The organism is Neobacillus sp. DY30, assembly GCF_030123065.1.
Classification (GTDB): domain Bacteria; phylum Bacillota; class Bacilli; order Bacillales; family Cytobacillaceae; genus Neobacillus.
Genome location: NZ_CP126093.1, coordinates 4,542,939 through 4,557,022 on the forward strand (window position 1 = coordinate 4,542,939; position 14,084 = coordinate 4,557,022).

Annotated in this window: 17 protein-coding genes; 8 read left to right on the forward strand and 9 right to left on the reverse strand. The window is 37.1% G+C overall.

Annotated features, from left to right (window positions below; all coding sequences use genetic code 11):
* Window positions 1-135 precede the first annotated feature (135 nt).
* Both QNH29_RS22465 and QNH29_RS22470 read right to left on the reverse strand, forming a co-directional pair.
* Window positions 136-1,353, reverse strand: a complete 1,218-nt coding sequence (locus QNH29_RS22465) for an MFS transporter (RefSeq protein ID WP_283861522.1) — start codon at window positions 1,351-1,353, stop codon at window positions 136-138.
* Between the two features lie 103 nt (window positions 1,354-1,456).
* Window positions 1,457-2,065, reverse strand: a complete 609-nt coding sequence (locus tag QNH29_RS22470; RefSeq protein ID WP_283861523.1) for a superoxide dismutase — start codon at window positions 2,063-2,065, stop codon at window positions 1,457-1,459.
* A 279-nt stretch (window positions 2,066-2,344) separates the two neighbouring features.
* Between QNH29_RS22470 and QNH29_RS22475 the strand changes: the two genes are divergently transcribed.
* Window positions 2,345-3,040, forward strand: coding sequence for a Crp/Fnr family transcriptional regulator (locus tag QNH29_RS22475; RefSeq protein ID WP_283861524.1), 696 nt, complete (start codon window positions 2,345-2,347; stop codon window positions 3,038-3,040).
* A gap of 40 nt (window positions 3,041-3,080) precedes the next feature.
* Here the strand turns inward: QNH29_RS22475 and QNH29_RS22480 are convergent, their stop codons facing one another.
* A complete protein-coding gene (locus QNH29_RS22480) occupies window positions 3,081-3,563 on the reverse strand; it encodes a DUF456 domain-containing protein (protein WP_283861525.1) in 483 nt (160 codons plus the stop codon).
* A 141-nt stretch (window positions 3,564-3,704) separates the two neighbouring features.
* Here QNH29_RS22480 and QNH29_RS22485 point away from each other — a divergent pair, with 141 nt between their 5' ends.
* The 3 genes from QNH29_RS22485 to ispG all read left to right on the forward strand — a co-directional run bounded on the left by QNH29_RS22485 (window position 3,705) and on the right by ispG (window position 6,121).
* A complete protein-coding gene (locus tag QNH29_RS22485) occupies window positions 3,705-4,484 on the forward strand; it encodes a DUF1189 domain-containing protein (RefSeq protein ID WP_283861526.1) in 780 nt (259 codons plus the stop codon).
* Window positions 4,485-4,571: 87 nt separating this feature from the next.
* On the forward strand, window positions 4,572-4,901 hold the full coding sequence (locus QNH29_RS22490; protein ID WP_283861527.1) for a hypothetical protein: 330 nt from the start codon (window positions 4,572-4,574) through the stop codon (window positions 4,899-4,901).
* Window positions 4,902-5,017: 116 nt separating this feature from the next.
* Window positions 5,018-6,121: a flavodoxin-dependent (E)-4-hydroxy-3-methylbut-2-enyl-diphosphate synthase gene (gene ispG, locus QNH29_RS22495; RefSeq protein WP_283865720.1), complete on the forward strand. Its 1,104-nt coding sequence runs from the start codon at window positions 5,018-5,020 to the stop codon at window positions 6,119-6,121.
* A 64-nt stretch (window positions 6,122-6,185) separates the two neighbouring features.
* Here the strand turns inward: ispG and QNH29_RS22500 are convergent, their stop codons facing one another.
* Complete coding sequence (locus QNH29_RS22500) at window positions 6,186-6,572, reverse strand: DUF4190 domain-containing protein (RefSeq protein WP_283861528.1); 387 nt, start codon at window positions 6,570-6,572, stop codon at window positions 6,186-6,188.
* 108 nt (window positions 6,573-6,680) lie between these two features.
* Here QNH29_RS22500 and QNH29_RS22505 point away from each other — a divergent pair, with 108 nt between their 5' ends.
* The gene (locus tag QNH29_RS22505; RefSeq protein ID WP_283861529.1) at window positions 6,681-7,244 is read left to right on the forward strand and encodes a 5' nucleotidase, NT5C type; all 564 of its coding nucleotides are present in this window, start codon (window positions 6,681-6,683) and stop codon (window positions 7,242-7,244) included.
* 39 nt (window positions 7,245-7,283) lie between these two features.
* Here QNH29_RS22505 and zur read toward each other — a convergent pair whose 3' ends face one another.
* The 3 genes from zur to QNH29_RS22520 are packed head-to-tail and all read right to left on the reverse strand — an operon-like array spanning window position 7,284 to window position 9,330.
* On the reverse strand, window positions 7,284-7,694 hold the full coding sequence (zur, locus tag QNH29_RS22510) for a zinc uptake transcriptional repressor Zur (RefSeq protein ID WP_283861530.1): 411 nt from the start codon (window positions 7,692-7,694) through the stop codon (window positions 7,284-7,286).
* Window positions 7,691-8,554 (reverse strand): metal ABC transporter permease, encoded by an 864-nt coding sequence (locus tag QNH29_RS22515; protein WP_283861531.1) that lies wholly within the window; start codon window positions 8,552-8,554, stop codon window positions 7,691-7,693. Before QNH29_RS22515 ends, zur begins: the two co-directional genes overlap by 4 nt.
* The gene (locus QNH29_RS22520) at window positions 8,554-9,330 is read right to left on the reverse strand and encodes a metal ABC transporter ATP-binding protein (protein ID WP_283861532.1); all 777 of its coding nucleotides are present in this window, start codon (window positions 9,328-9,330) and stop codon (window positions 8,554-8,556) included. Before QNH29_RS22520 ends, QNH29_RS22515 begins: the two co-directional genes overlap by 1 nt.
* A 169-nt stretch (window positions 9,331-9,499) precedes the next feature.
* Here QNH29_RS22520 and QNH29_RS22525 point away from each other — a divergent pair, with 169 nt between their 5' ends.
* On the forward strand, window positions 9,500-9,754 hold the full coding sequence (locus tag QNH29_RS22525; protein ID WP_283861533.1) for a DUF2624 domain-containing protein: 255 nt from the start codon (window positions 9,500-9,502) through the stop codon (window positions 9,752-9,754).
* A gap of 29 nt (window positions 9,755-9,783) precedes the next feature.
* On the opposite strand, the gene QNH29_RS22530 is transcribed toward QNH29_RS22525, so the two are convergent.
* Complete coding sequence (locus QNH29_RS22530) at window positions 9,784-10,677, reverse strand: deoxyribonuclease IV (RefSeq protein WP_283861534.1); 894 nt, start codon at window positions 10,675-10,677, stop codon at window positions 9,784-9,786.
* A 21-nt stretch (window positions 10,678-10,698) separates the two neighbouring features.
* Window positions 10,699-12,009: a DEAD/DEAH box helicase gene (locus QNH29_RS22535; RefSeq protein ID WP_283861535.1), complete on the reverse strand. Its 1,311-nt coding sequence runs from the start codon at window positions 12,007-12,009 to the stop codon at window positions 10,699-10,701.
* A gap of 252 nt (window positions 12,010-12,261) precedes the next feature.
* Between QNH29_RS22535 and vrrA the strand changes: the two genes are divergently transcribed.
* Both vrrA and QNH29_RS22545 read left to right on the forward strand, forming a co-directional pair.
* Window positions 12,262-12,924, forward strand: a complete 663-nt coding sequence (vrrA, locus tag QNH29_RS22540; RefSeq protein ID WP_283861536.1) for a VrrA/YqfQ family protein — start codon at window positions 12,262-12,264, stop codon at window positions 12,922-12,924.
* 207 nt (window positions 12,925-13,131) lie between these two features.
* Window positions 13,132-14,070 (forward strand): 4-hydroxy-3-methylbut-2-enyl diphosphate reductase, encoded by a 939-nt coding sequence (locus QNH29_RS22545; RefSeq protein WP_283861537.1) that lies wholly within the window; start codon window positions 13,132-13,134, stop codon window positions 14,068-14,070.
* The last annotated feature ends 14 nt before the right edge of the window (window positions 14,071-14,084 follow it).

Genomic DNA, 14,084 nt, shown 5'->3' on the forward strand with positions numbered 1-14,084 from the left:
ATAATAAGCCTTATTTTAGCGGAAAATCGCTATATTTTCTATGAAAAAGACTTACCAATTGACAACATCCAAACAAATCACGCAAAAAGCATGGAAACAAAAAAACACGACGAGTAAATAGAACTACTCATCGCGTTAAGCTGCAGGCAATTGGACTCTCCTTACAAAGAAATAAATTAATGAGTGCCCGGCACCTAAAAATAAAAGCAGGATTGGAATGCTTTGCTGTTCATTAAACCAAGTAACTGCTGCCAAGAAGGACAGTATCGAAACAATTCTTCCTAAATTAATATAAATTTCACGGACCACTATATACTCTATTCTCATTTCTGCCGCTTTCCATGCCGATCCAATAACATCATATGTTGTGGACATATATGGAACAAGCAAAATTGGATAAGCAACGGCAATCATCGCTGCATAAATTAAAAGTTTTACATAATTAACATCCCAAACGATAATCAAAACAGCTATGTAAAGGATAATACCACCAATAAGTATAGCCTTTTTTCGCTTGTTTTTTTTAATCAACCGGGATGCAGCATAATATGCTATAAAAGAGATTCCGGAATTTATCAATCCAAAGGTTCCAAGTGCCAGCTCACTTCCAGTGGAAATATAAACCAGTACCGAGATAATAAATATAAATGTCCCTTCTCTTAGTCCTTGGAAGAAATTCGCATTTGTGATAAGCCGCCAGTTTTCATTTTTCTTTCTTTCTTCTAATATCCTTCTAAAATCATACTTGCCATTTGCAGGACGAGGCTTTAAGGAAAAACTTAAGATAACAGCAAGGGCAAATAAAGCCAGTGATATCCCAAATACGATGGTATACCCTGTGAATTTTTCAAAACGAGTAATAATAATTCCTGCCGCAATTGGTCCAATCATTCCGCCAGTAGAGGATAAGATTCCTAAGAAGCCATTAAAAAAGTCTCTTGTGTCAGGTTCAGTTATTTCAAACGTTAATACATTATAGGCCAGCCAGTAAAAACCATAACCCACACCTAGCAGGCTTCCCAATAATAAAAGATAGGTGGCAGCGTTTTTTCCAGTAATTAATACCATCAAGTAAAAAAGCGCTAAAAAAGTAACCCCAATCCTTAATACTTTAACCCGATCAATCTTTTTTGCCCATCTTCCAGCTAATATGAAGGTTAAGGGCTGTAAAATAACAATCGAAAGGTTATAAAGCGCAAGGTCTGAAAATTCTCCTGTTTGTTTCCATAAATAAATATTCACAAAAGTATTTGATAGTGCAACACTTAAGGAATACAAACCACCAATGATTAACAGCAAGGATAAATCTTTTGTTAATTGTACGTCACCTAAAAACTTAAATTTTTTCGCCATAGTAACTCCCCTTTGTGATAAAGGTTATTCTTTAACAAGGAGTTGTCCTTTATACGAAAAAATAAAAAGACAGCTGAAAATCAGCTGCCATTACACATTATTCTTATTTTGCTGCAGTATAGCGTTTTGAAACTTCATCCCAGTTTACAACGTTCCAGAAAGAAGAGATGTAGTCAGGACGACGGTTTTGATAGTTAAGGTAATAAGCATGCTCCCAAACATCAAGACCAAGGATAGGTGTTTTACCTTCCATTAAAGGTGAGTCTTGGTTTGGTGTACTTGAAACTTCTAATTCACCGTTGTAAACAGACAGCCAAGCCCAGCCAGAACCAAAACGAGTAGTTGCTGCTTTTGCAAACTCTTCTTTAAAACTTTCAAAGCTGCCGAACTTATTGTTGATTGCATCAGCAAGTTCACCAGATGGTGCACCGCCGCCATTTGGAGCAAGAATTTGCCAGAATAATGAGTGGTTAGCGTGACCGCCGCCATTATTTCGCACAGCTGTACGAGCTGCTTCAGGAACTGCGTCTAGGTTAGCAATAACTTCTTCAACAGACTTTGCTAATAACTCTTCATTGCCTTGCAGCGCGTTATTTAAGTTTGTAACATATGTGTTGTGATGTTTTGTGTGGTGAATATTCATTGTTTCTTTGTCAATGTGAGGCTCAAGCGCATCATAAGCGTAAGGTAATTGTGGTAATTCAAATGCCATTGTTATTTCCTCCTATGTATACAAAAGTTTTTTAGCCTTAGAAATATGTCTAAACTCTGAACGATGTTAGAAAATTCCTAAAGCTTTGTAGCTTAAGATTATCAAAGAAAGTGTTTTCTTTCAAATAAAAAGCTCTGCTCCTAACAAATATACAATTTCCTTCCAGAAAAAGATTTATACATATATTCTTTTAGTTTTCGATAAATTGTCACGTTTCAACTGGTGATAGGTTGTAAATACATGATTAAATCAAGATGAAGGGATAAAGGAGTTGGACATATGATAAAAAGCAATTTTTCAATATATCGTTTATTAGAACAATTTTTTCTAAAACCTGACCATATTCTAAAATTAAAAGCCGGAAGTGTTCTCTTTCAGGAGAAGGATTCAGTTGAATATGTATATTTATTACTCAGCGGAACAGTGGCACTTGGTAGAGTCCATATGCGCGGAAAGGATTTTATATTAAAAATATTAGACAACAGCGAAATGATTGTTGAATATCAATTATTTCAGCATAATCCACATTATCAGTTCTATGGAAAGACTCTGTCAGACAGCGAAATTCTCCCTATTAAAAGAGAGCAATTTGAGGAATTTATAATGAATGATCCCAATGCAATGAATGCTTTTATTTCCTGGTTAAGTACCAGCTATCTCAAAGCACAAATGAAATGTCAGGATCTCATCATGAATGGTAAGAAAGGCGGCCTTTATTCCATACTCATTCGCCTATGTAATACCTACGGAGTAATGACAGAGGATGGTATTCTTATTGATTTACCATTGACACATCAGGAACTTGCCAATTTAACCTTTGGAACTAGGGAGGTTATTCAACGTGCATTAAAAGAATTACGGGAAAAAGATGTTATTTCCTATGATCAGCAAAAATTCACAATAAAAAAAATAAAGTATTTAAAAGAAGAAGTGGACTGCCAAAACTGCCCCTTTGAGATTTGCGGGGTAAATTAAAAAAATCCTCCTCGCTTACATGTGAGGAGGATTTCTTCTATTAAAAAACAACTAATAGGAAGTAAACAATCATGAACGTTTGTATTATTGCTTTTGTAATGACACTGCTGACAAATCCTACAACAGATCCAAAACCGATTTTCAAACTATTTTTGAAATCCCGCTTATTTATAAGAAGCTCTGCTCCCACAGCACCAATAAATGGCCCAATGAGAATGCCCAAAAACGGAATAACGAAAGGTCCAACTAAAAGTCCTATTGTACTGCCCCAAATCCCAGCTTTTGAACCACCATATTTTTGTACCCCAATCATATTCGCGATATAATCCGCAGCAAACAAAAGAATAATAAAAAAACCTTGAATCAGCCAAAAGAACCAGCCAAAGTGTTCAAATGAAAAAAAGACACCATATAATAGATATCCTGCTAATAAAAACAAAACGCTTGGGATGATAGGATACACCAGACCGACAAATCCAATGATAAATAAAATTGAAATGATTGACCAATAAACGATCTCCAAGTTATCTCCATCCTTTTGAAAAAAGTTATTCTTTTTACCTTATACGCATTTCCCTCTAAATAGTTTCATCAATCATCATTCTTGTTTATATCTGCTCCTAAAGATACAATAGAATAGTGAATCTTTTTTAGGGTGGTAATTATGAATATTTTCAAGCAATTTTATAAAAGTATTTATTCTCCAAAGGATATAGCTTCCTTCCGTTTTCAGGGAATTGGAAAAACCATTTTATATGTATTTTTTCTTACCTTCATTTCGATTTTACCAGCGATTTATTACTTAAATACAATGCTTAATGAGGGAATTGAGAGTACGAAATCGGTCATTAACGATGAGATTCCCTCCTTTACGATAGAAAAGGGAACACTTACTGCCGAGACGGATGTACCCATAACAATCGATAAAGGTGAGTTCTCGATAATTGTTGATCCTACCGGTGTTATTACAAATGAAGATGTAGAGGACAAAGACAATACCATTGCTTTGCTGAAGAATGAATTTTCTGTCGCGGCTGGCGGAAGAATTGATTCCTATTCGTACTCGATGCTGGAGGGTTTAACACTTACAAAAGAGGACTTTATCGATATCGTAGATACAATTGATGGTATGAAAAACATCATTATTCCTGTCGTATCGACTATTATGTTTCTTGTTTCAAGTGCCGTAGCCTTTATCGAAGTAACCATTCTTGCTTGGTTCGGTTTATTATTAAAAAATCTTGCTGGCAGAACGATTAGTTACCGCCACTTATGGAGAATGGCTGCCTACAGTGTTACTCTGCCAACCGTTTTTTTTACAATTATGAGCGCCATTAATACACCTGTACCAAATAGTTTTTTGATTAATTGGTTTGTTGAAATAATCATCTTATTTTTAGCGATAAAAGAAATACCAAACGAAAAAACTACTATTGAGAGTTAAACGCACCCATTTGGGTGCGTTTTTTGGTTCTATTAGGATGTGGACAAGCATAGGAATGTACAAACATTCCATTTTGGAGGCTTGTCTATGAAAAGAATTGGTGTTTTACTATTAGGACTTCTTACCATTTATATAATATATATTGATTTAACAGCAGGTACCCTGCCAAAGAATGAAAGTCAAAAAACGGAGCAAACAGTTGCGACAATGACCAACATTACCAATTCTGCAGCTTCATTTGAAGCTGAAGTTGAACCCGGTGAAACCCTTATATCAATCGTAGAAAATCATATTAAAAAACCGTTACCTGTATCAATTGATGAACTAATAGAGGATTTTCAAAGTTTAAACCCAGGATTATCTCCAGAAAAGATTCAAATTGGGTCGACTTATGAGTTTCCTGACTACTCTAAATAGGGAAACAAAAGCGTCAGTCTTGTCAAGATGAGCAAAGGGCTGATAAAATAATAGATGCATGTTTAAACTAACTATTATTCGAATCCATTTTGAAGGAGCGAATTTCCTTGAGTGAAATTACACATCGTACTAAAACCCGTCCCGTTAAGGTTGGTAACTTAACAATTGGCGGGAGTAACGAATTATTTATACAAAGTATGACCACTACTAAAACACATGATGTAGAAGCGACCGTCGCTGAAATCAAACGTCTTGAAGAAGCAGGATGCCAGATTGTTCGTGTTGCATGTCCAGACGAAAGAGCTGCAAATGCAATTCCTGAAATAAAAAAGAGAATTAACATTCCTTTAGTAGTAGATATTCATTTCGATTACAAATTAGCGCTTAAAGCCATTGAGGGCGGCGCTGATAAAATTCGGATTAATCCAGGAAATATCGGAAAAAGAGAAAAAGTGGAAGCTGTTGTTAATGCAGCCAAGAAGCGCGGAATTCCAATCCGAATTGGTGTAAATGCCGGCTCACTAGAAAAAAGAATTCTTGAGAAATACGGTTATCCAACTGCCGATGGAATGGTTGAAAGTGCTCTCCATCATATAAAAATTCTTGAAGATCTGGATTTTCATGACATTATTGTTTCCATGAAGGCTTCAGATGTTAACCTTGCCATTGAAGCCTATGAAAAAGCTTCACAGGCATTTGATTATCCTCTGCACTTAGGTATTACGGAATCAGGGACTTTGTTTGCTGGTACTGTAAAAAGTGCTGCGGGACTAGGAGCGATTATTAGCAAAGGGATTGGTAATACACTTCGTATTTCTTTAAGTGCTGACCCAGTTGAAGAAGTAAAAGTGGCCAGAGAGCTATTAAAAGTATTCGGACTATCATCCAATGCGGCAACGTTAATCTCTTGTCCAACCTGCGGCAGAATTGAAATTGATTTAATCAGTATAGCCAATGAGGTCGAAGATTATATTTCTAAAATAAAGGCGCCAATTAAAGTAGCTGTTTTAGGCTGTGCAGTAAACGGCCCTGGTGAAGCGAGAGAAGCTGACATTGGAATTGCTGGTGCACGTGGTGAGGGGCTGCTCTTCCGCAAGGGTGAAATTGTTCGTAAAGTACCAGAAGATCAGTTAGTCGATGAATTAAAAAAAGAAATCGATCAAATTGCTGAGGAATATTTTCAAAAAAAGGCATTAGAGGAAGCAGAAGTAACTAAATAAAATCATTAAGAAACCCAGCAATCTGCCGGGTTTCTTTTTTTGCCCCTATGTTTGCAAGCTGCTGTTAAAAGAACGGTAGGATAAAGATACCGACGATAATTGAAATGGCACCTATCCCAATTGCCCACGCGCCAAGACTTTCTGCTCCTCGGCGTCTAGCAACGAATCCTAACACAATACCTGCTGCACCAAAAAGAATCGGCATAACAAACAGTGATAAAATAGATAACGCTAACGCAGCCCATCCCATTCCTACACCAGCTTTTGCCCCCGTGCCAGTTCCGGAATCATTTTTTGATTTTTCCTGGAAGGTTGGTCGGGTGATAGAAACAGGTGCTGCAATTTCAGCAGCCGTTTCTTCTCTATATTCTGAAGAGTTGTTTGGGTTATTTTGGTTAGATTTTGGACTTGGGAGATACCCAGCCACTTTCGTGTCTTTTTTATCTTCCATCCGAATCCCTCACTTTCAGTAATAGGAGCATTAATTATTGTTTGTAACTTTCATGATTTTAGTATGGTAAAATAAAGTTAAAAACTTGGCATTTGAAGGTGATTACATATGAGGAAAAGATTTGGGATTGATATTGATGGTACAGTAACATGTCCATCAGCTCTTGTACCGTTTATTAATGAAGGATTTGGATTAAATATTACATTAGAAGACGTTAAAGAATATGACTTAAATAAGGTTGTAAACGTACCTAAGGAAAAGTTTTCAAAGTGGTTTATTGAAAACGAGCCTATTATTTATGAGCAATCTCCGCTAGCAGAAGGAGCAGAAACCGTACTTAGCAACTGGAAAAAGGAACATGAATTATTTTTTATAAGCGCAAGGGGCTCACATCTTTTAGAAAATACAAAAAAATGGTTTAGCAGCAAAGGTTTGTCTTACAATCATATTGAGTTAATTGGTTCTCATGATAAAGTGGCAACCGCAAAACAACATCAAGTTGATATTTTCCTCGAAGATAAACATGACAATGCAGTAATGATTCATGAAGAATGTGATATCCCTGTCCTTTTGTTTAATACACCCTATAACCAGGACCCTATTCCAAAAGGTGTAATACGTGTCAATAACTGGTTTGAAGCAAATAATTGGGTTAAAAATTGGCTTCGATAAAATAGAAAGAACCAGCATGGCCGCCGCCATGCTGGTTTTTTAATGACACTCAGGACAACGTCCATAAATTTCAAATTTGTGTCCCGAAATGTCGTATCCTTTTAAATCTTCACTTAAGCTGTTCATTGGACAAGTGTCAATTTCCTTCGTCTTACCGCAATCCATACAAATGAAATGATGGTGGTGCTGGTGGCGTGAACAGGAAAAACGAAAATGCTTTTCACCCGATAACTCTGTCATTTCAAGAATTCCCATTTTTACAAAAAGAGAAAGATTACGATAAATGGTATCAAAGCTTAATCCTGGATAATCTTCCTTTAACTCATCTAAGACATCCTTTGCTGTTAAGTATTTATCACTGTCTGCAAACAATTGAAGCATGTCTTCCCTTTTTCCAGTTTGCTTAAACCCGTTTTCTTTTAGGAATTGAATGGCTTCATTTACATTCATCCTGCTGCACCCCCTTGTGAAAGCTGACTTTTAATCATTATTTTTTTATAAACGATAGTAAAAACTAATATAGCCACAGCAATCATCACAATCGTTCCACCTGGAGCAAGGTCTAAATAATAAGAACTGAATAGACCCCCAAGAACGGCAATTTCTCCAAAAATAATCGATAAAAAGATTGTTTGTTTAAATCCTTTGGCTATACGGATACTTGCCGCAACTGGTAAAGTCATTAAAGAAGAAACAAGCATGATTCCAACAATTCTCATAGAAGCAGCAATCACAAGTGCGACCATGATAATAAAAATAAAGTGAATGCTTTTTGCTGCTATCCCGGAAGCTTTTGCGTGCTCTTCATCAAAAGATAACAAAAATAGCTCTTTATATAACAAGATGATAGTAATCACAACAAAGATACTGATAACAAAAATAACCCATAAATCTAAGCGACTTACTGCAGAAACACTTCCAAATAAATACCCGTACAAATCTGTATTAAATCCATCAGCAAGTGAAATAAAGATTACCCCAAGTCCGATACCACCTGACAAGATAATTGGGATTGCCAGCTCTTGATAATGTTTATAAACTCCTCGTAATTTTTCTATAAACAACGATCCTCCTACAGAAAAGACCATTCCTAAATAAAGTGGATTTAATCCACTAAGAGCAAGAAAATATTTTTCAAGGAGAAGACTGGCTGCAATTCCTGCCAAGGTTACATGACTCAAAGCATCCGCAATTAATGAAAGTCTCCTCACAACAATAAATACACCTAATAATGGTGCAAGAAAACCTATTAATATTCCTGTTAGAAAGGCATTTTGTAAAAATTCATATTGAAATATCCCTTGAATCATTAAAAAACGCCTCCGTGGTCATGGTGATGAGAAAGTAGGTGGACATCCATTCCATAGAATTCAGACATCCCCTCGCTTTGGTGTGTTTCAAATTCACTTGTATCTCCATGAAAGTGTAAATGCTTATTAAGACAAGCTACGTGTGTAACTTTATCTGATATCGTTCCAACATCATGCGTCACTAATAGGAGTGTAATACCCCGGTTTTGGTTCAGGTCTGCAAGCATTTGATAAAATGCATTCACATTTTCAGCATCCACCCCAACTGTGGGTTCATCTAAAATCAATAGCTTAGGCTCACTGACAAGTGCCCGGGCAATAAATACTCTCTGCTGCTGCCCTCCCGAAAGCTCACCAATATTCCGCTGACTAAACTTACTCATTCCTACAGCTTCCAATGCGTCATAGACTTTTTGGGAATCTTCTTTTTTAAAAAAGCGAAATAATCCGAGTTTCTTTGTTAACCCACTGGAAACTACTTCAAACACAGTAGCAGGAAAACCTGTATTAAATGAATTGGCCTTTTGAGAAACATAACCAATTTGGTGCCATTCTTTAAATTTGTTCATTTCCTGATTAAATAAGCGGATTTCTCCTTTTTGCGGCTTTAATAGACCAAGGATTAATTTTAATAATGTCGATTTTCCTGAGCCATTTGGACCTACAATGGCTAGGAAGGAACCATTAGGTATGGTTAAGTTAATATTTTCTAGTACTGTATCCTTTTCATAGCGATAAGAGAGATTTTTTATTTCAATAACAGATTGTGATTTCATACACTCACACCTTAATTTTAAGAATCATTCCGATTTAACTTAAAGTAGTATACAATAGGAACTTATTAATGTAAAGTCTTTACCTTTACATAGCTCACATAATTGCCGTCATTTTCATTTTGTAACACTCTGATTCCGTCTTCATACATTAGATGAAGGGGTGATGAGTGTGAAGATTTTTGAGAACATCATAAATCATAAGATTAATACCATTACTGGTGATGAACTATTCAAGTATGCTCAACAATTTAATATCCGGGTAAATCGGCAGCAAGCATTTAAGGTTGCTCAATACTTAAAAGGGAAAAATGTAAATATTTTTGATGACCGTGAAAGATCTGCATTGATTAAAGAAATTGCAAAAATTGCAGGACCTGAAGTGGCAAGAGAGGTAAATAAGCTTTTTGTTCAATTTACAAAATGACATTAATAAAGCTGTGCAGAAGCACAGCTTTACCCTTGCATAATTCTATCGAGCAGGTTTTCGTTGAATTTTTGTTGACGCAGCATTTCGATTTCGAATGCATAAGGCGGTTTTTTATTATCTTTGTCTTCACCTACGAATGGTGTCTCCAGAATTTTGGGTATATCTGTCAACTGCGGATGGTGTACGATGTAGTTAAGGGCATTAAAGCCAATATGACCAAATCCAATATTTTCATGACGGTCTTTTCTCATCCCTACAGCGTTTTTACTATCATTGATATGAAGAACTTTTAACTTATTTATGCCAATAATTTTATCGAATTCATTTAGCACTCCATCAAAATCTTCGACAATGTTATATCCCGCGTCGTGTGTATGACAAGTATCAAAACATACTGAAAGGCGATCGCTATAGTGGACGCCATCCATGATCATCGCCAATTCCTCAAACGACTTTCCACATTCAGAGCCCTTTCCGGCCATTGTTTCTAAGGCTATTTGGAGTTGCTCTTTCCCCGTTAATACTTCATTTAAGCCTTCAATGATTTTCTTTATACCAGCCTCCGTGCCGGCACCAACATGAGCACCAGGGTGCAGGACGATTTGCATTGCACCAATGGCCTCTGTTCTTTCAATTTCGGTACGTAAGAATCTTACCCCTAATTCAAACGTATCAGGATTTGTAGTATTCCCAATATTGATAATGTATGGAGCATGGACCACAATTTCAGAAATACCATTCGCCTCCATATGCCTTCTGCCTTCTTCAATGTTCAAATCTTCAATTTTTTTCCTTCTAGTGTTTTGAGGAGCACCAGTGTAAATCATAAACGTATTTGCACCATATGATACAGCTTCCGCGCTCGCCGCGAGTAACATCTTTTTACCGCTCATTGAAACATGAGAACCTATTTTCAACAAACCCTCTCTCTCCCTTCACTACTACTTCTTTTTTAATCTTCTTTGACGTTTTTTTATTTTATCCATTTCCCACTGCATTTTCTTTTTGTAGCCTGGTTTAACTTTTTGTGGTTTTTTAACCATAGATTTAGCAGTCTTTTCTGCTTCATCTTCTTTCTTTACACGTGTCTTTCTTTTATTTCGTTCCTCTATTTCCACGAATTCCTCTTTTTTTAGATCGACGTACTTAAACTGAATCCCCATTTTTTCAAGGCGGTTTAATGCGTCCTCATCAGATATGTCATATATTGTGAGTGCCACTCCTGTATTACCCGCTCTGGCAGTCCTTCCTACACGGTGAACGTAAAAGTCTAAATCCGTAGGTAATTCATAGTTGATAACATGACTGATTCCCTCGATATCAATTCCCCTTGAAGCTAGGTCTGTGGCAACAATATATTGGTACTCTAAATCTTGTATTTGCTTCATCATTTTCTTTCTTTCGCGCGGGTTTAAATCACCATGGACACGAGCAACCTTTAGACCTTTATCCGTCAAAAAGTTGGCGACTTCTTCAGCCATTTTTTTTGTATTGGTAAAAACAATTGCTAAATATGGATTGTACTGAATAAGTGCATCGTGAACGAGCTGCTTTTTATTTCGGTGTCTTGAAGGCAGCAGGTAATGAGTTAAATTTTCTGCCGTTTTTCTCTTCGCGTCAATCTGTATGGTTTTTGGATTCTCCATGTACTTTTTAAGAAATGGTTTAAGCTTTTCTGGAATTGTTGCTGAGAATACAAGCATCTGCAATTTCACAGGCATTTTCGCTGCCACTTGATCTAAATCCTCAATAAAGCCCATATCAAGCATCATATCTGCTTCATCCACGACAAGTACTTCTGAAGTATGAACAAAAAGTGCTTGTTCAACCATCAGGTCTTTTATTCTGCCTGGAGTGCCTACTACAATATGAGGCTGAATCTTTAATTTATCAATGGTTCTTTGCTTATCGGTTCCGCCAATATAACATCTAGTCATAATGGCTTTATCTGGACTGCAATGCTCGGTTACCTTTAGGATTTGATGATAAATTTGAGATGCAAGCTCTCGCGTAGGAGCCGTTATGACAGCTTGTACTTCCTGACGCTCCGGATTTATCCGTTCTAGTATCGGCAGCACAAAAGCCAGTGTTTTCCCCGTTCCAGTTTGTGATTGACCAATTGCACTTTCATTTTTTAAAACTAATGGAATCATTCGTTCTTGAATTTCTGTTGGTTCATAAAAACCTTGTTCCTTTATTGCTTCTATGATAAAAGGCTGAAAATTAAAACGCTCAAAACGATTTTGTTTCATGTTATTGCTCCTTATATATTAATATCTGCCGTTTATGGAGTAAGTTTCTTACTGTAACAAGAGCTTCCTCTTTTATGTCCATCATAACATTATAGTAAAGATTCATAAAAATAACCAGTTATTATCATCTTTTACCTTTGAACAACTTTTAATCATAAAAATTTACAGTTTATCCTAGTGTTAAATCCTAAACCAAAATTACTAAATTGCATACCTTAAATTATAAGGCTTTATTTAAAGGAGGGCATACGTATGTACCAGCCTAGACCAAGATTACCACTGCATGGTCATATGGGAGCTAATATGATGGCCCCAGGACCGTTTGGAGGTCAACAACACATGGTGCCTCCATATGGCGGTTACGGGCCAAGGATAGGATACCAGCAGAATTATCGTACCGGTGGAAGACCTATGATGGGTCAAATGGCGGGAAGAGGCCAAGGAAGAAGAAATGGCGGTGGTTTGCTCTCGAAAATACTTGGCGGGAAAAAGCAGGGCAATCAGTTTAGTGGTCCTAGAGGTATGCAGCCGGCAAACCAGGCTGCACAAAAAGGTTCTAGAGGAGTCGGCTCCATTCTTCAAACCCTGAGCAATCCTGATAGTCTCACAGGATTTCTAAATAACACGCAGCAGGTTTTAAAGACAGCCCAATCGTTTGGTCCTATGATTCAGCAATATGGACCAATCGTAAAGAATCTTCCTATGATGTGGAGATTATATAAAGGATTTAAAGATTTGCCAACCGAGGAAAAATCTGAGCCCACTCAAACGGAGAACCCATTAATGGAGGAGCAATCGATCCCGGTAGAAAAAGAACCAAAAAGAATAACGAAAAGGGATAACAATCTGGAAAACGAGCCCATTGCAGCAAGGAAACCGCACAATGGACCATCTATCCCAAAACTGTATATTTGAAATGAAGGGTGCTGAGATAACAGTACCCTTTTATTTTTCAGTTGGTTGTATTATTGTTTCACAACCCGATTTACTCCCGGATAAGCCAAGATTCACCCTATCATAGCGGAATTTACTTTCCAAAAATGTATCTTTGTATTATTTCTATTAGTTTTATATAATAATTACATAGATTCAAAGTCAATGTTCCATAGGAGGACTTTATATATGCAAATCATTAAGATTTCACCGCGCGGATACTGTTATGGTGTGGTTGACGCCATGGTAGTTGCAAGAAATGCGGCATTAGATAAATCATTACCACGCCCTATCTACATTTTAGGGATGATTGTTCATAATAAACACGTAACTGATGCTTTTGCCGAAGAAGGTATCATTACACTTGATGGTAAGAACCGCAAGGATATTCTAGACAAAGTAGATACTGGTACTGTAATTTTTACAGCACACGGTATTTCTCCTGAAGTTAGAGAGCTTGCGAAGAAGAAAGGCCTTATTACGATTGATGCAACATGTCCAGATGTAACAAAGACACATGATTTAATAGAAGAAAAGACAAAACAAGGATTCCAGGTGATCTATATCGGTAAAAAAGGGCACCCGGAGCCTGAAGGTGCTGTTGGGGTCGCTCCAGGTGCTGTCCATCTGGTTGAGACACCAAGTGATGTGGAAGCCTTAAACATTACAAGTGAAAAACTCATCGTTACGAATCAAACAACCATGAGCCAATGGGATGTTGCCGATACAATGAAAAAGGTGCAGGAGAAATATCCTCATGCGGAAGCTCACAATGAAATCTGTATGGCAACTCAAGTTCGTCAAGAAGCAGTGGCCGGTCAAGCTGGTGAAGCAGATGTAACCATTGTTGTCGGTGATCCAATGAGCAATAACTCTAATAGACTGGCACAGGTCTCTGAAGAAATTGCAGGTACAAAGGCATACCGTATTGCCGATATCTCAGAGTTACAAATTGATTGGATAAAGGATGCCAAGAATGTAGCGGTAACATCCGGTGCCTCCACTCCTACACCAATTACCAAAGAAGTCATTTCATTCTTGGAACAATTTGATCCCAATAACGAAGCTACTTGGGAACGTCGTAAAAATGTTCCGCTAAATAAAATATTACCAAAGGTCAAAAAATAAACCGGTCGCATTGA

Coding starts and splice junctions, on each gene's coding strand:
- QNH29_RS22465 (WP_283861522.1), bottom strand. CDS start 1,353: ATGGCGAAAAAATTTAAGTTTTTAGGTGACGTACAATTAACAAAAGAT.
- QNH29_RS22470 (WP_283861523.1), bottom strand. CDS start 2,065: ATGGCATTTGAATTACCACAATTACCTTACGCTTATGATGCGCTTGAG.
- QNH29_RS22475 (WP_283861524.1), top strand. CDS start 2,345: ATGATAAAAAGCAATTTTTCAATATATCGTTTATTAGAACAATTTTTT.
- QNH29_RS22485 (WP_283861526.1), top strand. CDS start 3,705: ATGAATATTTTCAAGCAATTTTATAAAAGTATTTATTCTCCAAAGGAT.
- QNH29_RS22490 (WP_283861527.1), top strand. CDS start 4,572: ATGAAAAGAATTGGTGTTTTACTATTAGGACTTCTTACCATTTATATA.
- QNH29_RS22500 (WP_283861528.1), bottom strand. CDS start 6,572: ATGGAAGATAAAAAAGACACGAAAGTGGCTGGGTATCTCCCAAGTCCA.
- QNH29_RS22505 (WP_283861529.1), top strand. CDS start 6,681: ATGAGGAAAAGATTTGGGATTGATATTGATGGTACAGTAACATGTCCA.
- zur (WP_283861530.1), bottom strand. CDS start 7,694: ATGAATGTAAATGAAGCCATTCAATTCCTAAAAGAAAACGGGTTTAAG.
- QNH29_RS22515 (WP_283861531.1), bottom strand. CDS start 8,554: ATGATTCAAGGGATATTTCAATATGAATTTTTACAAAATGCCTTTCTA.
- QNH29_RS22520 (WP_283861532.1), bottom strand. CDS start 9,330: ATGAAATCACAATCTGTTATTGAAATAAAAAATCTCTCTTATCGCTAT.
- QNH29_RS22535 (WP_283861535.1), bottom strand. CDS start 12,009: ATGAAACAAAATCGTTTTGAGCGTTTTAATTTTCAGCCTTTTATCATA.
- vrrA (WP_283861536.1), top strand. CDS start 12,262: ATGTACCAGCCTAGACCAAGATTACCACTGCATGGTCATATGGGAGCT.
- QNH29_RS22545 (WP_283861537.1), top strand. CDS start 13,132: ATGCAAATCATTAAGATTTCACCGCGCGGATACTGTTATGGTGTGGTT.